The following is a 21228-nucleotide window of genomic DNA, read 5'->3' as shown; positions in this document are numbered from 1 at the left end:
TATTTTTAAGCATTACTATATTGCTTTTGATTATTATTATCATTAATTATTCTATAAATAAGAGCAATTCTTTCAAGCTCTTTATTAACTCTTTAATTTATTATTAGAAATATACACTTATCTTATTACCATTAATTTCTCTTATATCAAAGTTAATCTCATAAATATCTTCTAATGTTTCCTTATTAATAATATTTTCAGTTGTATCATTTTTAGCTAACTTACCATTCTTCAATATAACAATATTATCTGAATATACTGATGCAAAGTTTATATCATGCATTACTATTACAACTGTTTTATTTAATTCATCTACAAGTCTTCTAAATACCTTCATCATAGAAACTGAATGTTTCATATCAAGGTTATTTAAAGGTTCATCTAAGAAAACATATTCAGTATTTTGAGCAAGAACCATTGCTATATAAGCTCTTTGTCTTTGACCTCCACTTAGCTCATCTAAATATCTATCTTGAATATCTGTAAGCTCCATATAAGCTATAGCTTCATCTACATATTTGATATCCTCTTCTTTTAATCTTCCTTCACAGTAAGGATAACGCCCAAAGCTTACTATTTCTCTTATTGTAAGTCTTACATTAATATTATTGGATTGTTTTAATATTGAAAGCTTTTTTGCTAACTCTGTATCATTCCATTTTTCAAGTTCTGTACCATTAATAGTAACAGTTCCATTATCCTTATCCATTATTCTTGAAATCATTGATAGGACTGTACTCTTCCCAGCACCATTAGGCCCTATAAATGAAGTTATCTTACCTTTTTCTATATTAAAAGAAACATTATCAACAACAGTTTTATTTCCATATTTTTTTGTTAGATTTTTAACCTCTATCATATTTTCCTCCTCTTATAATCTTAAATTTATAATTCCTAAATTTTTAGCTTTACAATCACTAAAAATTCATGAATTATAAATCTAAACTTATCTAATTTCTATAGAACTTTAAATTAGATAATCTAAAGCTCTCTAGCTTTTTAATTTATATATTTATAATAGTTTATTAGCTCTTACGACCTTCTTTAATCAACATATAAATGAAGTAAATTCCACCTATAAAGTTGATTATTATGCTTACAGTTGTAGAGAAGTTTAGTACTCTTTCTACAATAAACTGTCCACCTACTAGTGCTACAATACTTATAAGTATTGAGCCTGTAATAATATATGAATGTTTATATGTATTAAATAAGTGGTACGATAAATTTACTACTAAAAGTCCTAAAAATGTTATAGGCCCTACTAATGCTGTTGAAACTGATACTAAAACAGCAACTATAAGTAATATTTTTTTACTAAGCTTATCATAATTTATACCAAGATTTATTGCATTTTCTCTTCCAAGGAGCATAACATCAAGCTTGTTTAGATCCTTACGCATTATAAATGCAATTAAAGCAAATATGGCTATTACTATGAATATAATATCTGTATTTACATTATTAAAGCTTGCAAACATTTTCCCTTGAAGCACTACAAAGTCATTAGGATCAATAAGCACTGACATAAATGAACTTAAGCTTCTAAAAAATGTACCGATTACAGTACCAACTAAAAGTAATACAAATACGTTATTTCCTCTACTGAATACTGCTTTGTAGAGTATTATGCTTCCTAAAATCATCATTAAAGTAGATACAAAAAAGTTAACCTGCTTATTTGTCATCATTATACTTTCTACACCAAATACAAATATGGCAACTGTTTGTGCAAAGTTATAAAGTGAGTCAAGCCCAAGAATACTAGGCGTTAGTATTCTATTATTTGTTACAGTTTGAAATATTGTAGAAGAAAATGCTATTGCACCTCCAGTAAGACATATAGCTATTACTTTGGGGATTCTTCTAGATAAATTATAAGCGTAATTTCTAGGAGTAAGCCCTGTAAATAAGAATAGGCATACTATAAGAACTGTTGCTAAACTTAATATTACTAGCTTTTTCTTATCATTATTAATATTCATTCTCATGTATTTATTAAAAAAAATATTCTTTTGTTTTGGTTTATGCTGCATTTTTGTTCCCCCTAAATATTAAGTAAAGGAAAATAGCACTTCCAATAACTCCAACAGTTACACTTGTTGAAATTTCATATGGATAAATTACTAATCTTCCAATTATGTCACAAATAAGAACGAAATTTGCTCCAAATAATGCTGTGACTATAATGTTTTTGCTTATATTATCGCCCTTATATAATGAAACTATATTTGGAACAATAAGCCCTACAAAAGGAATACTTCCGACTGTTATTATTACAAGCGCACTTATTAATGCTACTATTGTAAGTCCTATATTACTAACTTTCTTGTAATTAAGCCCTAGATTTTTTGAAATATCTTCTCCCATTCCTATGATTGTAAATTTGTTAGCATATAATAATGCTATTAATAATAGTGGAATTGTAAAATAGATAAGTTCATAATTACCTTTCATAACCATAGCAAATTTACCTTGGAAAAATGCTCCTACATTTTGTACCAAATTGTTTTTATAAGCAATAAACTCTGTTAATGACCCTATTACGTTACCAACCATAATACCTACGAGAGGAATAAAGATTGCATTCTTAAGCTTTATATTTTTAAGTATTCTCATAAATAAAAACGTTCCTACCAAGGCAAAAGTAAATGCAAATACCATTTTTTCTATAAGTGCAGCTCCAGGTAGAAATAACATTGCTATTACTACACCAAATTGAGCGCTATCAAGGGTTGCTGCAGTTGTTGGAGACACGAATTTATTATTGCTTATCTGCTGCATTATAACACCACTTATACTCATGCCTACCCCTGCACAAATAAGTCCTACAAGCCTTGGTATTCTACTGATTAATAAAATATTTATCTTATCATAATCAAAATTAACTATATCCATTATTGAAATATCATGTACTCCTATAAAAAGCGAAGCAAATGATAAAACAATAAAGATTGGTATTAATATCTTTTTATTCATCTTCTTTCTCATCCTTATTTATTTAATTTTTAAATATTATAAATTTTAATAATCAAAATCAATTGATAATCCCTTTCATTACCAGTATATAATATCTAATATATTTTAACTTGTCAACGATTTTTTATAAAAAAATAGACTAATTGGATATTAATTATCTAATTAGCCTATTTTTGCTTATATAAATTTCACTTAATATACAGTTGAATAGTTAATATAATAAGATATTACTTGATCTTCTTTTTAATACCTTCATATAAATACATAAGATACTCTACATCGAAGCCAGCATCTTTTACCTTATCTATTCTGTTTTTTGCCATAGCTATAGTTTCTTTTGCTTCTCTATAGTCTTTATCCTTTATACAGTTACTTGTATAGTTAAGAAGATAATCTGCTTTTAATACATCCTCTGCAAGATCTTCTCTATCTCCATTAACACATTTAACAAGAATATTATATATTTTAGGAGATGTTGTATCTTTAGTTTCTTTTAATATATCTGTATTTCTGCTGTTTCTCTTTGCCATAATTTTATGCACCTCTTTATCATACCTCAACTACAAACAAGTAGCTGAGGTATTTTTTTGTTATACATCTATTATGGAAATTATAACATTCACATAATATAATATCAAATTTTATGTAAAAATCTTATATAAGGTAATTAAATAAAAAAAGAATTATAGATAGACATTTGTTAAACTCATCTATAATTCTTAAAAATAGGTTTGTAGGTAATTAAATTTATAATGTTGTATTTAACCCAATTTTGCACAAGAAATAAATTATACTAAGGATTTATAACTTATTGGATTAAATTACATTAACATCATATTATTCTTACAATTACTTAATATGTAATTAAAATTATAATAGCATATTAAGTAATTTTTTACAAGGAAAAATTTATTTAATTTTAAAACATATTCATTTAATGTGTAATCTTGAATACTTAAATAATTCCTGTATTACTATCCTCGCTCTTTTATCAGCATACTGTATTCTTTATCAAGAATTTTCTAATTGTTCTCGAACATGTAGATCTATATGATTTGTAGGTTCATCTAGGATTAAATTTTTCTTTGCTAAGAATATCAGCTAAAGTAGTTTTCCCACACCCATTATTACCTACTATGCCAATCTTCTCATTTGAGTAAAATTTCAAACTTATATTATTTAGAATTGTTTTATCTCCATATTCTTTACATATATTTTTACATTCTATAATTATAGACATACTATCACCTCGAACTTACACCTCTAAACGAATGTGAAGAGGTGTTTTCTTACTTCCTTTCTGAGAATCTCCGATTTATTTAACAGAACTTTCTCTGTGAGTACCCAGTAAACGTATGTGAGTTGAGTTGCCTATAAAAAAGAATTATAAATAAGATAAATACACTCATTTATAATTCTCTTAAAAAATAGGTTTTTCATTAATTAAGTTGTGAATATTATAATAAATAAAATCTATTATACACATATAATCAATATAATATACGACAAGAATCAACTATGAGTATTGCATTAATCAAATTTTGCACAACAAATACACTATACCAGGTATTGTTTAAAATAAATTGATTACGCAAATATTCTCATTGTTTTCTCCTTTCTAATACTTATATTAATATTTTTATATTAACATACATTACAATATTTTACAATGATAACTTTTAATCTTCTTTAAATCCTTCATATAATTCATCTATAAAGTTTAATACAGTATCTATTCCAGAACTCATTCTCTTAACAACAGCGCTTCCTACAATCACCCCATCACAATTATCTTTAACTTCGCGTACTGTTTCTTTTGAAGAAATTCCAAAACCAAGGCATATAGGAATATCTACTATATTTCTAACTTCTTGAAGATATTCAGTTACTTGGTCATCAAAGCTGGCTCTTTCTCCTGTAGTACCATTGGTAGATACACAATAAACAAATCCTTTTGCATTTTCTGTTATTTTAGCAATTCTATTTTTAGAAGTTCTAGCTACAAGCGGTATTAAATATATATTATTTTTCATACATGTATTTTGAAGCTCACTTCTTTCTTCTAGTGGAATATCGGGAACAATTAAACCATCTACTCCACTTTCTGCTGCTTCTTTTAAGAATACTTCAACTCCCCTACAGTATACAATATTGTAATATACAATTAAAACTATAGGGACTTCACTGTAAGTTCTTATTTTCTTTACTGCATCAAATACAGTTTTAAGTTTCACTCCATCATTTAATGCTTTAGTATAAGCGTTTTGTATTACAGGACCATCTGCTAAAGGGTCTGAGAATGGTACTCTGTATTTAATATATCTACAATTTCAGAAATTGTCTGATTTCTGAATACTCCTACTGATTTTATAGTTTTAGCTAACTTTGAACACAATTTTAAAGCTTTTTCTTTACTTATTTTTCTTGTACTTTCAGCAAAAACAAATCCCACATAATCTGGTTTTATTGAATGTTTTTCCTCCATCTCCACCAGTTCCACATGTATCTATTAAGTTTTTAGGATTATCAATTTTTATAGGTGTATAGTTATCTCTAAGGGCTTTTACTTTTGATTTTAATTAATACCATATTTAGTCTTGGCTTATATCGCCACATATATTAATTACAAAATTGCTTAAAACATGTTTTCCCTTTGGTGTATAAATGGATTCTGGATGGAATTGCAGACCATACACATCATAATCTTTATGCTTTATTGCCATTATCATATTGTCTTCAACAGTTTCACCTATAATATCTATACATTGTGGAAGAGATTTATTTTCAACTACAAGTGAGTGATATCTCATAACATCCACTTTTCTTGGAATACCTTCAAATAACCTCTTGCCTTTTACACTTATCTTTGATGTTTTTCCGTGAAATATTTTATCTGCACGTACTACCTTTCCACCATAAGCTTGAGCTATGCATTGGTGTCCTAAACATATTCCGAGGATTGGAAGTTTATCTCCAAACTCTTTTATTACATCTATACATATTCCACTTTCGTCTGGATTTCCTGGCCCAGGAGAAATAACTATTCCACTTATATTCATGTTTTTTATATCCTCTAAAGAAACTTCATCATTGCGCACTACCTTAATTTTTGTAAATTCACTTAAATACTGATATAAGTTATAAGTAAAAGAATCATAATTATCAATTAAAAGTATCATCTTAATGCCTCCTTTAATGCCATAAGCTTGTTTTGTGCCTCTTCAAATTCCTTTTCTGGAACTGAATCATATACAACTCCTGCTCCAGCTTGAAGATAAGCTTCCTTTCCTATCATAACTATTGTTCTTATTGCTATTGCCATATCTGTATCTCCACCATAAGAGAAATATCCAACTGATCCTGCATAAATATCACGTCTGTATTCTTCAAGTTCCTCAATTATCTCCATAGCCCTGATTTTAGGTGCTCCACTTAATGTACCAGCAGGAAGGCATGTACTAAGTGCATCAAATCCATCAAGTTTATCTAATATCTGTCCACTTACAGTTGAAGTTATATGCATTACATGTGAAAATTTTTCTATCTTCATAAAATCCTGTACTTCAACTGAACCTATTTTGCTTATCTTCCCAATGTCATTTCTAGCTAAATCAACAAGCATTATATGTTCTGCCAACTCTTTTTCATCTTTAATAAGCTCTTTTTCTAAAGCACTATCCTCTTCAGGAGTATTCCCCCTTGGTCTTGTACCTGCAATAGGCTTATCTGACACCTTGCCATCTTTTAGACTTACTACACTTTCAGGTGAAGATCCAATTACCTGATAATCATCATAATCTAGTAGATACATATAAGGAGATGGATTGACTTCTCTAAGTCTGCGGTATATTTCAACAAATGATTTTTCAATAGTACACTTCATTCTAAGGGATGGAACTACCTGAAAAATATCACCTTTTAAAATATGCTCTTTGCACTTCTTAACATTTTCAATATACTTTTCTTTTGAAGTACAAAGTTCAAATGTTACTTCTGTTTCTTTAGGGAATTCTTCAATGTTTGTTGGTCTTGATAAAAGAGAAAGTATATATTCCTTTTGGTCATTTAATATTTCCTCATAAGATCTTTTATCATCCTTTAAAATATTATCAATAACATAAACCTTATGAGTAAAATGGTCATAACATATATATCTGCTGTATAAGTTAAATCTGATAAGTGGTAAGTTTAATTCATCTGGATTTTTAAAGTTAAGTTTTTTTTCATATAAGGCACAAGTTTCATAACCCATGTATCCAATTGCGCCACCTTTAAATGAAAATTTATTAGTAGTTGAGTCAAAATTCAATCTTACTGCATTTTTAAGTTCATTGATTTCTTCAAGAGTTTCACCTTTTACTTCTTTATAAGGATTTTCTCCCACATAAGAATATCTTCCAAAGTAATTTTCTTTAGCTCCGCTTTCAAAGATGAACTTTCTTCTACCTTTTAAACCATTAAAGATTCTTATGGGAGTTACTTCATCTCCCCTGTATTCACTTATAAGTGAAAATACTTTTTCTTTATTCTTCTTGTCTTCAAATTCTTTTTTTGTAATGTTAATCATAAATACACCCCAATTCTTTTTGTTAATAGTTAACGATTAGCATAAAAATAGCCACTTCATCCACTTTGGGACGAAGTGACTCGCTATGCCACCCAAGCATAATACATTCTGCCATAAAACAAAAAACTTCACCCTATTTAGGACGAAGTGTAAAATTCGTTATACCACCTATGTACATCTCATATCAGATACGTAAAGCTAACTTTATTATATCCTGTCATTTTAACGGCTGACTCCCGTATACCCCTACTATTATTTCAAGATATCACCTCAAAGACCCATTCAATAACAGCTACAGTAACTGACTCTCACCATAATATCAGATTCTCTTTATACTAAACTCTATTATTTACTATTCTTCTCAACGGCTTTAACTTGGATTAATTATATTATTTTTTACAAAAAATTTCCAATTAATTTTTGGTGATATTTCGTTATTTCTAAATATTAGATTTATCTTGCTTAAAAATTCTTTTATTTACACCTTATTAATAAGTGTTTTATTTTAAATATATTTACTAGGAAGTTTTAATATAAACTACTACCGTTCCAAAGTTTACTTTGATAAGTGTTCAGAACAGTAAATTAATCATATTATGAATATTTTTTTACATTATTCAAAAATGCACAAAACAATTGTATTATTTAATATTAATTCAATTTAAAATGAAACCATAAGATATGAAGAGGCAATAAATAATTATTCTGAAATTTGACAAACATATATATTAATATATATTATAGAATTTAGTGTTTATTTAATCATACTTAAAATCTGTAAACATGAAAGGTTGAATAATATGAATTTTAAACAATTAGGTTTAAGTAATGAACTTATAGATATATTAAATAAGAACGGAATAAAAACTCCTACTCCAATTCAAGAAGAGAGCATAGAAATAATAAAGCAAGGTAGAGACTTAATAGCTGAAGCTGGAACAGGTACAGGTAAAACACTTGCATTCTTATTGCCTATTTTTGAAATGATAAATCCTAAAGCACAAAAAGTGCAAAGTCTTATACTTACTCCTACAAGAGAACTTGCACTTCAAATATCTAAGGAAGCTGAAAAGTTAGCAAAAGGAAAAAATATAAATATTCTTGCCTGCTATGGTGGAAAAGATATAAATCAACAGCTTAAAAAACTTAACAATAATATGCATATGATAATTGCAACTCCAGGCAGACTACTTGATCATATTGAAAGAAAAACGGTAGATTTAAGTGGCATAAAAACATTTGTATTAGATGAAGCAGATCAAATGTTATTTATGGGATTTAAAAATGAAGTTGAAAAGATAATGACTGCAATGCCTAAGAAAAAACAGATGTTATGTTTTTCAGCCACAATGGATTCTGCTGTTAAGAAATTAGCATATAGATATATGAATGATCCTGCTATTGTTTCAGTTAAGGAAGAAGAGGTTGATTATAATTCTATAAAACAGTTTGTTGTAGAAACTACAGATAGACAAAAGCGTGATGCTTTATGTAAAGTTCTTGATGAAGATAATCCATTCTTAGCTATTATATTCTGTAGAACCAAAAGAAGAGTTGATGATTTAGAAACTGTTCTTCACACAAGAAAATACAACTGTAAAAAAATACATAGTGATGTTCCTCAAAATAAGAGAGAAAGAATAATGAAAGAATTTAGAGAGGCAAAACTTCAATATTTAATAGCAACTGATGTAGCTGCAAGAGGCTTAGATATAACAGGAGTTACTCATATATATAATTATGATATTCCAGAAACTACTGAAGGATATATACATAGAATAGGAAGAACAGGAAGAGCTGGTGAAAGTGGAACTACATGCATGTTTATTGACCCTAAAAATAAAAGAGCTTTAGAAGAAATCGAAGAAGCTATAGGATTTAAAATTCCAAGAAGAATAGTTGAACTATAAAAAAGCAGCATAAGCTGCTTTTTTATTTATAATTAATCATCATATTCACTATCAAACTCTATTATATTTCCATTCTCATTTGTACAACTCTACCTTTTAAATTCTATTTGTATTTTTGTATATATATTTTCCTTACTAGAAATAAGTATATTACCGTTATAATTTTTTATTATTTGATTTGCTATTGATAATCCTATTCCATAAGAATTATTATTTCTTCTAGATTTATCTACTTTATAAAACTTATTTAATACATATAGAATATCATCCTCAGGGATTCCAATCCCATTATCTATAATGATTAAGTTTACTTTTTCATTATTTTCAGATATTTTTATATCAATATTGCATATATCCTTATTATTATATTTTATTGCATTATCAATAAAGATAATTACTAATTGCTTTAAATGCTCTTTTAAAATTTTAATACGTTGCTCTTTATCTACGTCTACATTAAATACAACATTTTTATTTAATATTTTATAATGTTCTATACAGTCTGTGATTATAGGTAACACTTTTATTTCCTTTATTTCATCTAATGCTACAAACTCTCGTTCAGCTCTCATAAGACCTAATAGCTCATTTGAAATTTTTATTAATCTATCTGTTTCATCTATGCATATATCAAGAGACTTTTCCATACGATTCATATCATTCTTTCCCCATCTTTTAATCATAGAAAGATGACCTTTAAGGGCTGTAAGAGGAGTCCTTAATTCATGAGATGCATTTGAAACAAATACTTTTTTTTCTTCAAAGGTATTTTCTAATTTATCCATCATAGAATTAAATAATATAGCTATTCTATCAAACTCATCATTAAAATCTGATACATTTATTCTATGTTTTAATCCTATTTCTTTTGCTTCTTCAATTTCATTAGATAGCTTATTTATTTTATGCAAAAATTTCTTAGATAAATGAAATGCACCTACTATACTTATTATTATTCCAAATATAAATATAATTTCAAAAGTAAATAATTAATATAGTTTTAAAAATTTATTAGAATTTATTAGAATTTTTTAATAAATGTTTTTTTATTTTATACATACACGAATTAAGAGTTAAAGCAAAAAAGAAACATAATAAAATTCAAACTTAGTTTAAAATATAGGCCATAAACAAAACGACTATAATTAAATTAATTAAATTATATTATTATGTTTCTTCTATTACTGATATAGAATTCTTTTATTTAGCAAACATTTTAGTGGTAATTCTCCTAAATTTACTAACAAGGAGATAATTACACTTAATTTATTAAAGTATTAATTCATATACTTATTGTATTTATATCTTGTGGATACTTTATATATTTTCTTCAAGTATTTTATATATCCCCTTAGCTACCCCATCTTCAGTATTTTTAGTTGTTATGAATTTTGCTGAATCTTTAATTAAAGGAATAGCATTTTCCATTGCAAATGAGTTTTGGAATTCTTCAAACATTGAATAATCGTTAGAACCATCACCAAATACAGCCACTTGATCCTTACTTATACCCATTTTTTCTGCAACTTTTGATAGTATCTTACCTTTAGTTGCATCTTCATGATTTACTTCAATATTAGTAACAAAGCTTGATGATACAGCTAGTCCTTCTATTTTTTTCATGTGTTCTTTTACTTTATTTATTTCCTCTTCAGTTTCAGCAAAAGATACAAACTTACCTATTTTAATATCACTGTTAAAAAACTCATCTAGGTCAGTAATATAATGCATTCTAATGAAATGTGGATGATTCTTAGCATGATTTATTATATCTTTTATTTTCTTTAAACTAGGATAAAAAGTTCTAGTTCTTTTAATCATTCCTATTAATGTATCTTTCTTGGAATTAGTTGTGTAAAATCCTTTATTGGTATATATCTCAATAGAAAGATTAAATTTCATCATTTCATTTAATACTTCCCTAGCTTTTTCACTATCTATGTATATACCTTCAATTACATTTCCTTCTTCATCTACAAACTCTCCACCATTTAAAGCTGCACATTGACAATTAAGATTATGTTTTTCTATAAATGGTTTAACATCTTCGTATGCACGCCCAGTTGAAATTGCAAATTTTATACCATTTTCTTGAGCCAGTCTAATTGCTTTCAAATTTTCTTCTGATATATCATGATTACTTCCAAGAAGAGTTCCATCCATATCAGATGCTATTAATTTTATCATCATTTGCCCCCACCTTTTATTTTATTATTGTATGTTAATTATAAATTTTAAAAATTATATAAATTTATTATCCTATATAATTGCTTAAATGTAAATAAAAGTAGTTTAAAGAATACTTTCTTTAAACTACTTTTACTTCTATCTAATAATTAACATATATAATAATAAAATATTAAATGAGTTTATATTTTATTATTTAAGAAGATTATTCTTCAATAGAAATAGCTCCTACTGGGCAGCTATCACATGCTTCTCTTGTAGCTTCTTCGTTTGAAGGATCTACAGGACCAGCTTCAGCAACTCCTGATGCAGACATAGAAAATACTTCATCACAAATGCTTCCGCATAATCCACAACCTATACATGTATTTTCATCAACAAATGCTTTCATTTCACATTTCCTCCTAAATTTCATTCTTAGTATATATTTAGAATAACATCAACTAAATAATTTCTAATACAGTAATATTATTAATCAATAATTATTATTTGTCAACACACACTAAATATTAACAATTATTTATAATTACAATAAGTATCTATGTTTTTGATACTGTATCAATCTTTTGTGCAAAATCTTATTAGAATTATGAATATATTTATATAATTATATTAAACATTAAATAATTCATTTAACGTTAACTTCTTCTCAGAGTATTCCTTAGATTTAAAATTGCAGTTTCTTTTAATTTCTGAACAATATCTATACACCTTCTAAATACAATTTATTTTGCAAGATTTTTGCCCATAACAACCATATTATCGTAAGTATTAAAACCACATTTTTCATAAAAACCTTCTGTCATAATATTACGAATAGTATAAAGAATTATTTCTTTTACACCTTGTATTTGCAGTCTTTTATCTAATTCTATCATCATTTTACTTCCAATTCCTTGACCTCTTAATGAGTTGTTAACAAAGAACTCTCTCAAGTTAAAAATAGTTCTATCATAAAACTCTTCTTTACATCCTATTATTACACCACAAAGCTGGTCATTTTTATAAGCACATAAACCATAAAAATCTTCTACATTTATCATTGCATGTAATCTTTTATAAGCAGTTTCTTCAGTCCATTTATCATTCCATGGTTCTGAATTAAACGTTTCTATATACATACCAATCATATTATCTAAGTCATTTAATGTGACATCTTTAAATTCTAATTGATACTCAGCAAGTATTTCTCTATTCATATTGTTATCTCCCATATTACCAATAAAAATTTCTCTAAATTATTACCCTTTTTATATTGTTTTATATACGTACTAATTATAACATATATAAAGTAAATTAACCAATATATTCCCATAGTTGCTTATAAAAAATATAGATAATATGAGAAATGTTTTTTTAATATTAACTATAATTTATAAATATCAATTCTTAATATTATTGAAACAATACTGACACATTTATACCATATAATGAACTTGTAGATTTGAAAATCTTTTTAATATTTATTCCCTTTATAAATTAAAAATCCAGCTTATGTATTCCAATTATAATTCATAAGCTGGTATTTTTTATGTTTTATTGAAATTTTATAATTTTATCAAATAAATCCTTATGCTCTTCAATTGCTTCTGGAGATGCTGAAACTATATAATTAGCATTAGAATTTAATTTATCAAGTAAATCAGGTGAATTTTTTAAGTCTGATAAATCAGTCGATTTAATATTTTCCAGAGTATTCCTTTTATCATTAGCAGTAATTTTATTTTTATAACATAACAAGCTTTCAACTGAACCAGATAATTCTCCAACTGGAGTATTTTCTTGTGCAAATGTTGAAATTATATAGTTATCAAGTATTTCTGGAGTTATTTGAGGTAATGTATCTTTAAGATATTTTCCACTTTGTGCAATTATGTTCATAGAATTAAAATAATTATTATCTCTTGCAGTATAAGTTGTAAAAGAACTATCACCAACTCCACATCCAACTGTATAAGCCCCACCATTTAGTCTTATTTGTGGTAATAAGTATTTTTCTTCAAGTAATTTTGACATTACTTTTAAATTTCCACTTTTCTCTATACCAGCATCATTTAAGCTTGAATTCATATATAAAGATTGCGCCTGTGAGTTTATTGTAAATGCTTCCCTTTTTGCTGGAACTGGTAAGTCTACAGATACCTTTTCATAAGTATTATCATTTAAGTTTAATGTAAAAGACGATAATGAATTCTTTAATGAGTCTTGCCCACTTTGATTACCTGAATAGAATATAGTTAAGTTCTTCTTACCAAATGTTTTTTCACGTACAGCTTTTAATTTATCGAATACTGCTTTAGGATTTTCATTATATTCCTTTTCAAGCTTTGTTATGAATTCATTATAATCAAGGCCTGTATAATAATTTTGATATCTTGCACTTAAATCATTATATGCTCTTGACCTTAAATTTAAATATCCATTTGGATTACTGCATATATTCTTAAAGTCCTGCTTTGCATCAATAATTGCATTTTTAATATATTCATCTACACTTTCATCTATAATACTATTAAGTACTATATCATTAAACAAAGTTAAATCCTTTTTCATATCCTTATTCATTATAAATGAAGATACACTTACTATTGGATGTACATTAGCTCCATCCTTATCATCATAAACAGTATCCATATTAATACCGAAATTACTTGTATCTGAAGCAAGTTCATTCATAATAGCGCTTATATCTCTACTAGCAGTAGGAAGAATATTATTTAAAAGGTTACAATAAAACTATAAATAATGAAGCTCCTCTTTATTTAAATGACTTATGTCAAAATCAAAGTTAACATAACCTATTTCATCTACATTACAAGAACTTGTTATAATTTTTAAATTATCAACTTTCTCTTCTTTTATCTCATAGTCTTTAACCTCTATAGGTATATCTTTAGCTGTAACTGCTTTTAATGAATTTATTATATCCTGATCTGCATCCTTACTGTTCCACTCTTTAAATTCTTTAGTTGCATTAACTAAATTATTAATTTCCTCTTCACTCATTGAAGCCTTTTTAGCAGCAAGGTTATCCTCAAGTTTTTTTACGTTTTCTTCTAAAAGCCCTTGCTTGGGATTTGTTGTTATTAATACGCTTTTCTTATTTTCTATTAAGTAATTCTTTAATAGACTTTCAAGATATCCATCATTAATTTTTCCTTGTATATTCTTTATATATTCAACTTGATCTACAGTAGGATCATCAAAAATCATATTCATTTGTGAAGCTATAAGTAATGAATATACAGAACCTACTTCACCACTTAAAACATCTGAAAACTTAGTTGAATTTATTACTGAATAAGCTAATTCTTTATTTATACCATTAGAAATTGATTTATTAAGTTCATTCATAACAAGATTATAGAATTCTTTTTTCTTTGAAGGATCAGCATTAGTGGCTCTTATATCAAATGTTGGTTCATATGCATCATAACTTCCCAAAGTTATCTTATAATCCTCTCCAATTCCGCTGCTTTTTAAGGCTTTCATAAAATCTGATGAATCATTATTTAAAAGTGAAGCAATAAGTGATAATCCAAAGAAATCTTCCTTATCCATATTTCTTACATCATTCATAGCAAAAGCAACATCAATTATTGAACCTGACTCATTAGAATCACTAGCTACCGGAAAATCATAATCTGCTTCATATAATCCATTAAAATCACTTTGGATTTGTCTGTCAATTTTGATTTCCTTTTTATCATATTTTGAAAGATAGTCTTCATCTAACATTTTCAAGAACTTTCCATAATCTATATCACCATACAAAATCATAAAGCTGTTTGATGGATTATAGTTGTTTTTATAAGTATTTAAGAATTCATCATATGATAAATCTAAAATAGAATCTGGAATTCCTCCTGCATTATATTTCTGATTTGTATCTTTAAAAAGTGATTTCTTAACATTTTCACTGGCAGCATAATTTATATTTCCATAATTCCCTTTCATTTCATTATAAACAATTCCGTTGACAGTAAGAGGCGAATTTTTATCTTCCATTTCATAACGCCATGCTTCTCTTTCAAATACCTTTTTATCCTTTGCTATAAGTGGATTATATACTGCATCCATATATATATCAGTAAGTTTAACAAGCTGTTCTTCGCTTTGTGAACATACTGGGAATATAGTAGCGTTTTGGAATGTCATAGCATTAATAAATGATGTATATGTGCTATTCATTACATTAAATATTATATTATTTGAAGGATATTTTTCACTTCCACCAAGTAACGAATGCTCTAAAATATGATTTATTCCTTTATCACTTTCACTTGGAGTATTAAAGCCTACGCAGAAACCCCTATCTTTATCATCATTTTTCATTACAAGCATTTTTGCACCTGTTTTTTCATGCTGCATTAATATTTCATTAGTTTTTGTTTTATCATTATAATTAATTTCAACTACTTTAAACCCATATAACTCTTGTCCAACTTTTTGAACTGTAGATGTTACAGAAGAATTATTATCTAAAGCATAAGCACCATAAGAGCTTGTACACAATATTGTAGTAGCTACCATTGATAGCATAAGTAAAGTAGCTATAAGCCTTCTTTTCATTTATATCACTTCTTTCTAAGATTTATATTCATATTTTATATTATTGATACAATATTTTCCATTAAATTATTCTTAAATTTCTATTTTGACCAATTAATTAAAATATTGTTTATAAAAAAATGACAGTGTATTAAGTGAAAATTAATATACTGTCATCATATTATAAAGAATCTTATTGTTTTAAGAAATTAATTACTATTTTTCTAAACTCCTTTTTATTACTTAACATAGCCGGATGATTACCTGATTCAAATAAGTACGCAAAGATAATATATTTAGAAAATTCTATCCTGCTACTTTTTCTATAAAGTAATTCAAAAAACTTAAATCATCTGTCAACTCTGGATGAAATGAAGTTGCTAAAATATTATCCTGTCTTACTGCTACTATATTATCATTTACTTTGCATAATACATCCACATTATCTTCAATTTCTAATACATATGGAGCTCTTATAAATACAAGTTCAATCTCTTTATTAGAAACTTCATGTATTATTTTCTTGGTTTTAAAGCTATCTATTTGAGTTCCAAAAGCATTTCTTCTAACCTTTATGTTCATAACTCCCAAATGATTTGTATATTCATTTTCTATGTTTTTGGCAAGGAGTATCATTCCTGCACAGGTTCCCCATACTGGCATACCTTCTTGTATCTTTTTTCTAAGTGGTTCCATAAGTCCAGTTATTTTAAGCAATTTTCCTATAGTTGTACTTTCACCACCTGGAAGTATTATTGCATCTATAATTTCAAGATCTGCTTCCTTTTTCACTTCAATTCCTTTATGACCAAGTGACTTGATTTGAGTTAAATGTTCAGCTACTCCGCCTTGAAATGATAAAACTCCAATGTTCATTTTACCATCCTCTTTCAGCATATTTTTGTGCTACTTCTTTAGCATTTATTCCTGACATAGCTCCACCTAAATCTTCTGATACTTCTGCTAATTTCTCAGGATCATTATAATATGTTGTAGCAAGAACTATTGCTCTAGCTCTCTTTTCAGGATTGTCAGACTTAAATATTCCTGAACCAACAAATACTCCATCACATCCAAGCTGCATCATAAGTGCTGCATCTGCTGGTGTAGCAATTCCTCCAGCTGCAAAATTAACTACAGGTAATTTACCATTTTCCCATACATATTTAACAAGTTCATATGGTGCTCCATAATTTTTTGCTATTGTCATTAATTCTTCTATACTAGCTTTTTGAATTTCTTTTATTTGACTAGTCATTGTTCTCATATGAGTAACAGCATTAACTACATCACCAGTTCCTGCTTCACCTTTTGTTCTAATCATTGAAGCACCTTCACCAATTCTTCTTAATGCTTCTCCTATATTAGTTGCACCACATACAAAAGGTACCTTAAAATCTGTCTTATTAATATGATACTTATCATCTGCTGGTGTAAGCACTTCACTTTCGTCTATAAAGTCAATATTTAAAGCTTCTAATATCTGTGCTTCAACAAAATGTCCGATTCTTACTTTTGCCATTACTGGTATTGTAACAGCTTCTTGTATTTCCTTTATCATTTTTGGATCTGACATTCTGGCAACTCCGCCTTCTTTTCTTATATCTGATGGTACTCTTTCAAGAGCCATTACTGCACATGCTCCTGCCTTTTCAGCAATAATTGCCTCTTCCTTATTAGTAACATCCATGATAACTCCACCTTTTAGCATTTGAGCTAAATTTTTATTTACTACTTCTCTTTCCATTTCTGAAAGCCCCCTTTAAATTTTTTCTAAGGACATAATATTACATATTTTTCTATTTGGCAAATGTATGGGTACAATCTAATATGATTATTATCTGACATATGTATAATCATCTCATGGTATAATAATCTTATCAGGAGGATATACAAATGAATTATGCAGATATATTTGATTTTTGGAATAAATTAACTGATAAACAACAACAAGAATTATCATCAAGAATTTATGAAAAATCTTTTGAAAATAATAAGATTGTAAATAATTTTAATGAGGGTTGTAAAGGAGTATTTGCTGTAAAAAAAAGGTCAATTACGAGTATTTATTGTTTCTATAGAAGGTCGAGAAATAACATTATATCGTGTTGGTGAAGGTGAAGTATGCGTCTTAGCTGCATCTTGTTTAATGGATTCAATTGCATTTGATATACTTATTGAAGCTATAGGTGATACGGAAGTTTATGTAATCCCTTCAAATCAGTTTAGTCATATAATGGATCAAAATCCACAGGTGGGATTATATATATACAAAAATGCTGCTGAGAAATTTACTAAAGTTATGTGGACTATGCAGCAATTATTATTTATGAAAGTAGATGAACGAATTGCTGATTTTATATGGAATGAAACTATACGCCAAAATAGCAACATAATTAAAGTAACTCAAGATGAAATTGCTAAACAGATTGGAAGTGCAAGAGAAGTAGTATCAAGAATAATCAAATACTTTACAAGTGAAGGAATCTTATCTGTAAAGAGAGGTCAAATAGAACTTCTTGATAAAGATAAATTAAAGAAGATTATTAAAAATGATCATTAAATAAAAAAATTATAGAAATGTGACAATGTCACATACATAGCATCTGTATTTTGATATTCTATTATCGAAGCAAGGATGCTTTTATTTTTAGTAAATTAGTGAGGTACAATATGTTATCTAAAAAAGTAGCTGACATAGATAAAAACAGATGTGTATCATGTGGTGCATGTTATAACAATTGTCCACGAAAAGCAATTTCAATTGTACATGGGTGTTTTGCAGAAGTAGATTTTGAAAAGTGTGTTGGTTGTGTATTGTGTTCAAAATTATGTCCTGCAGGATGTATAGAAATAAATAATCGAGGTGAAATATAGTGGATAAGAAAAAGAAGTGGTATCATTATATGTGGATATGGGCAATCATTTATTTTTCTTTGGGCTTCTTTAATATATTATTTGCTTGGCTGGGGCTTATAGATTTTACTCTACCACTACTCTTTGCTATTGTAGGCGGAAATAAATGGTTCTGTAATAATATGTGTGGCAGAAGTCAATTATTTGTATTATTAGGCCAAAAGAATAAATGTTCAAGAAATAAACTTGCTCCTAAGTGGGTTTCATCTAAAGTATTTAGATATGCATTTTTAATATTCTTTTTAGTTATGTTTGGAAATATGCTGTTTCAAACATATTTAGTTGCAGCAGGTGCTAATAACCTTACTGAAGCAGTTAAGTTATTCTGGACATTTAAAGTTCCTTGGAGCTTTGCATATACTCCAGGTATTGTTCCAAATTGGGCAGCAAAGTTTAGTTTTGGGCTTTATAGTATAATGTTAACTTCAACGTTAATTGGATTAATTGTAATGGTGCTATATAAGCCTAGAACATGGTGTACATTCTGTCCTATGGGTACTATGACACAAGGAATCTGCAAATTAAAATATAATAATTATAATAAAAAAGCTTAAAAATATTGGTTCTACACCAAAATGTGTTCTTGACATTTAAAATCACAATATTATTTAATGTAAAAAAGCCATTTTAGGATATTATAATATTAATATTTCTTGTCAAGCGCACTTTTTAACGATGGGCCAAAATATTTATAGTATTTTTAATAAAACTTATAAAGATAAAAATTAATTTAAAGTATAAGGAGATAAAACAATATGAATAAACATGTAGAAAAAGCAATGGAATTAAGAGAAAAAACACCAGATAACTGTGCACAAGCAATTATGAAAACATATGCTGATGAAATTGGAATAACTGAAAATCAAGCTTCATGTATTGCATGTAACTTTGGTGGAGGAATGAAAAGTGGAAGTATATGTGGAGCTGTTACAAGTGCACTAATGGTTTTAGGTGCAAAAGGCATTAATAATCCAGCAATAATTAGAGAATTTAAGAATAAAATAAGAGAAAATCATAATGGCAATATTAATTGTTCTGACTTACTAAAAGCTAACATTGAAAAAGGCGGCAACAAGAAAGAACATTGTGATGGCATGATTAGAGAAGCAATTGAATTAATTGATCAATATACTGCTGGCTGAAGCATCTTCATTTTTATCTAGCTCATCTAGATATTTTTGCTTAAAACCTTCAAATAAAATCTCACCAGCATGAAATTTCTTTATCACTTCACTTGATGGGAATATATTTTTTTTCCATTCAGTATCTTTTAATTTTTCTTTTTTTATTCCCCTTGGCCACCATATATCAACTAAATATTTCTTTTCTGTGATAATCAGTAATCATTTCATTTGAATAAAATAATATTCTTATTTAGTATTATATAGAAATTAGTATTAATTTAATGTTGCGTGTGCAACATATGACAAGAACATTCATCGCCTAAAATGACAACACAAAAATATTCTTAAGGGACTACAACATAACTTTTATATAGCAGTCCTTTAAGCATTTTTATAGTATTGAAATTATTTTTCACTTGCCATTTTATAAATAAAAAATTCAGCAAGTGCGCTATAATTATTATTTGTTTTTGTATCTGCTTTTGCCTTTATATCTACATTGTTTTTTGCATTTATATCCTGCTTTATATTTGTCTTATTATCTTTAAATGAAATATCATTATTTTTAAGTCTGACATTAGTATGAAGTTTTTTTACAGCATAATCTGTAAAATTTTTATTGGCTCTACTAAATTTATAAGTGTTGTCATTGTGAATTAATTCTACATTAGAATAGTCTGTATAATTATCTAAGAAATAATTTAATACACCTTTACTCCAAACTGTTTTATTAGGCTGATTAAAATTAAATTCTTCAATAAAATCATAATCTTTATCATATATTAAGCAAAAATCAGTCGTATCTCTTTCAGAATTAAAAGAAGCTTCTTCTTTCCACCATGTGAAGATTTCATTAGAATTAATTATCGAAATAACCTCTTCGCCTAATTTTTTTAGTGGTTCAAAAAATTTATCTTCTTGATGATATAAATATACTTTTAAATTATCATTTTCTGCAAAAAACAAATATCTATGTACTGCCACAATTTACTGC

General features: G+C 27.4%; 21 protein-coding genes and 3 pseudogenes. 6 read left to right on the top strand and 18 right to left on the bottom strand.

From position 1 onward, the window contains the following. Positions 1 to 103 precede the first annotated feature (103 nt). The 10 genes and pseudogenes from HF850_RS00540 to trpE all read right to left on the bottom strand — a co-directional run bounded on the left by HF850_RS00540 (position 104) and on the right by trpE (position 7546). Positions 104 to 859 (bottom strand): ATP-binding cassette domain-containing protein, encoded by a 756-nt coding sequence (locus HF850_RS00540; RefSeq protein ID WP_169103522.1) that lies wholly within the window; start codon positions 857 to 859, stop codon positions 104 to 106. A gap of 166 nt (positions 860 to 1025) precedes the next feature. After that, on the bottom strand, positions 1026 to 1985 hold the full coding sequence (locus HF850_RS00535; RefSeq protein WP_206151551.1) for an iron chelate uptake ABC transporter family permease subunit: 960 nt from the start codon (positions 1983 to 1985) through the stop codon (positions 1026 to 1028). Between the two features lie 40 nt (positions 1986 to 2025). Then, positions 2026 to 2979 carry an ABC transporter permease gene (locus HF850_RS00530; protein ID WP_169103521.1) on the bottom strand — a complete coding sequence of 318 codons (954 nt, stop codon included), beginning with the start codon at positions 2977 to 2979 and terminating at the stop codon, positions 2026 to 2028. Between the two features lie 227 nt (positions 2980 to 3206). Further along, positions 3207 to 3509: a hypothetical protein gene (locus HF850_RS00525; RefSeq protein WP_169103520.1), complete on the bottom strand. Its 303-nt coding sequence runs from the start codon at positions 3507 to 3509 to the stop codon at positions 3207 to 3209. Positions 3510 to 4042: 533 nt separating this feature from the next. Beyond that, entirely contained in the window at positions 4043 to 4219 is a 177-nt protein-coding gene (locus HF850_RS00520; RefSeq protein WP_169103519.1) for an ATP-binding cassette domain-containing protein, read from the bottom strand. Positions 4220 to 4658: 439 nt separating this feature from the next. Continuing rightward, positions 4659 to 5297 (bottom strand): annotated as a pseudogene (gene trpA / locus HF850_RS00515) (tryptophan synthase subunit alpha); the annotation flags it as partial. Further along, positions 5264 to 5464 (bottom strand): hypothetical protein, encoded by a 201-nt coding sequence (locus HF850_RS00510; protein ID WP_169103518.1) that lies wholly within the window; start codon positions 5462 to 5464, stop codon positions 5264 to 5266. The gene HF850_RS00510 and the pseudogene trpA, both read right to left, overlap by 34 nt. Continuing rightward, a pseudogene (trpD, locus tag HF850_RS15520) lies at positions 5445 to 5546 on the bottom strand (anthranilate phosphoribosyltransferase); the annotation flags it as partial. The pseudogene trpD and the gene HF850_RS00510, both read right to left, overlap by 20 nt. A 24-nt stretch (positions 5547 to 5570) precedes the next feature. Then, positions 5571 to 6158, bottom strand: coding sequence for an aminodeoxychorismate/anthranilate synthase component II (locus tag HF850_RS00500; protein ID WP_169103517.1), 588 nt, complete (start codon positions 6156 to 6158; stop codon positions 5571 to 5573). Beyond that, positions 6155 to 7546 carry an anthranilate synthase component I gene (trpE, locus tag HF850_RS00495; protein WP_169103516.1) on the bottom strand — a complete coding sequence of 464 codons (1392 nt, stop codon included), beginning with the start codon at positions 7544 to 7546 and terminating at the stop codon, positions 6155 to 6157. The genes HF850_RS00500 and trpE overlap by 4 nt, the downstream gene beginning before the upstream one ends. 800 nt (positions 7547 to 8346) lie before the next feature. Here trpE and HF850_RS00490 point away from each other — a divergent pair. Next, the gene (locus HF850_RS00490; RefSeq protein ID WP_169103515.1) at positions 8347 to 9456 is read left to right on the top strand and encodes a DEAD/DEAH box helicase; all 1110 of its coding nucleotides are present in this window, start codon (positions 8347 to 8349) and stop codon (positions 9454 to 9456) included. Between the two features lie 89 nt (positions 9457 to 9545). On the opposite strand, the gene HF850_RS00485 is transcribed toward HF850_RS00490, so the two are convergent. The 7 genes and pseudogenes from HF850_RS00485 to pdxS form a co-directional block, all read right to left on the bottom strand. Then, positions 9546 to 10367: a HAMP domain-containing sensor histidine kinase gene (locus HF850_RS00485; protein WP_169103514.1), complete on the bottom strand. Its 822-nt coding sequence runs from the start codon at positions 10365 to 10367 to the stop codon at positions 9546 to 9548. A gap of 406 nt (positions 10368 to 10773) precedes the next feature. After that, positions 10774 to 11643, bottom strand: a complete 870-nt coding sequence (locus HF850_RS00480) for a Cof-type HAD-IIB family hydrolase (protein ID WP_169103606.1) — start codon at positions 11641 to 11643, stop codon at positions 10774 to 10776. A 205-nt stretch (positions 11644 to 11848) separates the two neighbouring features. Continuing rightward, on the bottom strand, positions 11849 to 12034 hold the full coding sequence (locus HF850_RS00475; RefSeq protein ID WP_169103513.1) for a ferredoxin: 186 nt from the start codon (positions 12032 to 12034) through the stop codon (positions 11849 to 11851). Between the two features lie 334 nt (positions 12035 to 12368). Further along, positions 12369 to 12842 carry a GNAT family N-acetyltransferase gene (locus HF850_RS00470; protein ID WP_169103512.1) on the bottom strand — a complete coding sequence of 158 codons (474 nt, stop codon included), beginning with the start codon at positions 12840 to 12842 and terminating at the stop codon, positions 12369 to 12371. Positions 12843 to 13179: 337 nt separating this feature from the next. After that, positions 13180 to 15978, bottom strand: a pseudogene (locus HF850_RS15515) (insulinase family protein). A gap of 522 nt (positions 15979 to 16500) precedes the next feature. Next, a complete protein-coding gene (gene pdxT, locus HF850_RS00455) occupies positions 16501 to 17070 on the bottom strand; it encodes a pyridoxal 5'-phosphate synthase glutaminase subunit PdxT (protein WP_169103604.1) in 570 nt (189 codons plus the stop codon). Between the two features lies 1 nt (position 17071). After that, complete coding sequence (pdxS, locus tag HF850_RS00450) at positions 17072 to 17941, bottom strand: pyridoxal 5'-phosphate synthase lyase subunit PdxS (RefSeq protein WP_169103510.1); 870 nt, start codon at positions 17939 to 17941, stop codon at positions 17072 to 17074. A 149-nt stretch (positions 17942 to 18090) separates the two neighbouring features. On the opposite strand from pdxS, the gene HF850_RS00445 reads away from it, so the two are divergent. The 5 genes from HF850_RS00445 to HF850_RS00425 all read left to right on the top strand — a co-directional run bounded on the left by HF850_RS00445 (position 18091) and on the right by HF850_RS00425 (position 20252). Continuing rightward, positions 18091 to 18309 (top strand): hypothetical protein, encoded by a 219-nt coding sequence (locus tag HF850_RS00445; RefSeq protein WP_169103509.1) that lies wholly within the window; start codon positions 18091 to 18093, stop codon positions 18307 to 18309. A gap of 34 nt (positions 18310 to 18343) precedes the next feature. Further along, on the top strand, positions 18344 to 18757 hold the full coding sequence (locus HF850_RS00440; protein ID WP_169103508.1) for a Crp/Fnr family transcriptional regulator: 414 nt from the start codon (positions 18344 to 18346) through the stop codon (positions 18755 to 18757). Between the two features lie 110 nt (positions 18758 to 18867). After that, the gene (locus HF850_RS00435; protein ID WP_169103507.1) at positions 18868 to 19071 is read left to right on the top strand and encodes a 4Fe-4S binding protein; all 204 of its coding nucleotides are present in this window, start codon (positions 18868 to 18870) and stop codon (positions 19069 to 19071) included. A 29-nt stretch (positions 19072 to 19100) separates the two neighbouring features. Further along, the gene (locus tag HF850_RS00430) at positions 19101 to 19664 is read left to right on the top strand and encodes a 4Fe-4S binding protein (protein WP_169103603.1); all 564 of its coding nucleotides are present in this window, start codon (positions 19101 to 19103) and stop codon (positions 19662 to 19664) included. A 201-nt stretch (positions 19665 to 19865) separates the two neighbouring features. Continuing rightward, positions 19866 to 20252: a C-GCAxxG-C-C family protein gene (locus tag HF850_RS00425; RefSeq protein ID WP_169103506.1), complete on the top strand. Its 387-nt coding sequence runs from the start codon at positions 19866 to 19868 to the stop codon at positions 20250 to 20252. A gap of 387 nt (positions 20253 to 20639) precedes the next feature. Here the strand turns inward: HF850_RS00425 and HF850_RS00415 are convergent, their stop codons facing one another. After that, entirely contained in the window at positions 20640 to 21218 is a 579-nt protein-coding gene (locus HF850_RS00415; protein WP_169103505.1) for a hypothetical protein, read from the bottom strand. Positions 21219 to 21228: the final 10 nt, after the last annotated feature.

The organism is Clostridium sp. SM-530-WT-3G (genome assembly GCF_012843905.1).
Classification (GTDB): Bacteria; Bacillota; Clostridia; order Clostridiales; family Clostridiaceae; genus Clostridium.
This window is presented reverse-complemented; position numbering and strand designations above follow the sequence as displayed.

Bases quoted from the DNA above. Each gene is read 5' to 3' on its own strand.
- HF850_RS00540 (WP_169103522.1), bottom strand. From the start codon at position 859: ATGATAGAGGTTAAAAATCTAACAAAAAAATATGGAAATAAAACTGTT.
- HF850_RS00535 (WP_206151551.1), bottom strand. From the start codon at position 1,985: ATGAATATTAATAATGATAAGAAAAAGCTAGTAATATTAAGTTTAGCA.
- HF850_RS00530 (WP_169103521.1), bottom strand. From the start codon at position 2,979: ATGAATAAAAAGATATTAATACCAATCTTTATTGTTTTATCATTTGCT.
- HF850_RS00525 (WP_169103520.1), bottom strand. From the start codon at position 3,509: ATGGCAAAGAGAAACAGCAGAAATACAGATATATTAAAAGAAACTAAA.
- HF850_RS00520 (WP_169103519.1), bottom strand. From the start codon at position 4,219: ATGTCTATAATTATAGAATGTAAAAATATATGTAAAGAATATGGAGAT.
- HF850_RS00510 (WP_169103518.1), bottom strand. From the start codon at position 5,464: ATGGAGGAAAAACATTCAATAAAACCAGATTATGTGGGATTTGTTTTT.
- HF850_RS00500 (WP_169103517.1), bottom strand. From the start codon at position 6,158: ATGATACTTTTAATTGATAATTATGATTCTTTTACTTATAACTTATAT.
- trpE (WP_169103516.1), bottom strand. From the start codon at position 7,546: ATGATTAACATTACAAAAAAAGAATTTGAAGACAAGAAGAATAAAGAA.
- HF850_RS00490 (WP_169103515.1), top strand. From the start codon at position 8,347: ATGAATTTTAAACAATTAGGTTTAAGTAATGAACTTATAGATATATTA.
- HF850_RS00480 (WP_169103606.1), bottom strand. From the start codon at position 11,643: ATGATAAAATTAATAGCATCTGATATGGATGGAACTCTTCTTGGAAGT.
- HF850_RS00475 (WP_169103513.1), bottom strand. From the start codon at position 12,034: ATGAAAGCATTTGTTGATGAAAATACATGTATAGGTTGTGGATTATGC.
- HF850_RS00470 (WP_169103512.1), bottom strand. From the start codon at position 12,842: ATGAATAGAGAAATACTTGCTGAGTATCAATTAGAATTTAAAGATGTC.
- pdxT (WP_169103604.1), bottom strand. From the start codon at position 17,070: ATGAACATTGGAGTTTTATCATTTCAAGGCGGAGTAGCTGAACATTTA.
- pdxS (WP_169103510.1), bottom strand. From the start codon at position 17,941: ATGGAAAGAGAAGTAGTAAATAAAAATTTAGCTCAAATGCTAAAAGGT.
- HF850_RS00445 (WP_169103509.1), top strand. From the start codon at position 18,091: ATGAATTATGCAGATATATTTGATTTTTGGAATAAATTAACTGATAAA.
- HF850_RS00440 (WP_169103508.1), top strand. From the start codon at position 18,344: ATGGATTCAATTGCATTTGATATACTTATTGAAGCTATAGGTGATACG.
- HF850_RS00435 (WP_169103507.1), top strand. From the start codon at position 18,868: ATGTTATCTAAAAAAGTAGCTGACATAGATAAAAACAGATGTGTATCA.
- HF850_RS00430 (WP_169103603.1), top strand. From the start codon at position 19,101: ATGTGGATATGGGCAATCATTTATTTTTCTTTGGGCTTCTTTAATATA.
- HF850_RS00425 (WP_169103506.1), top strand. From the start codon at position 19,866: ATGAATAAACATGTAGAAAAAGCAATGGAATTAAGAGAAAAAACACCA.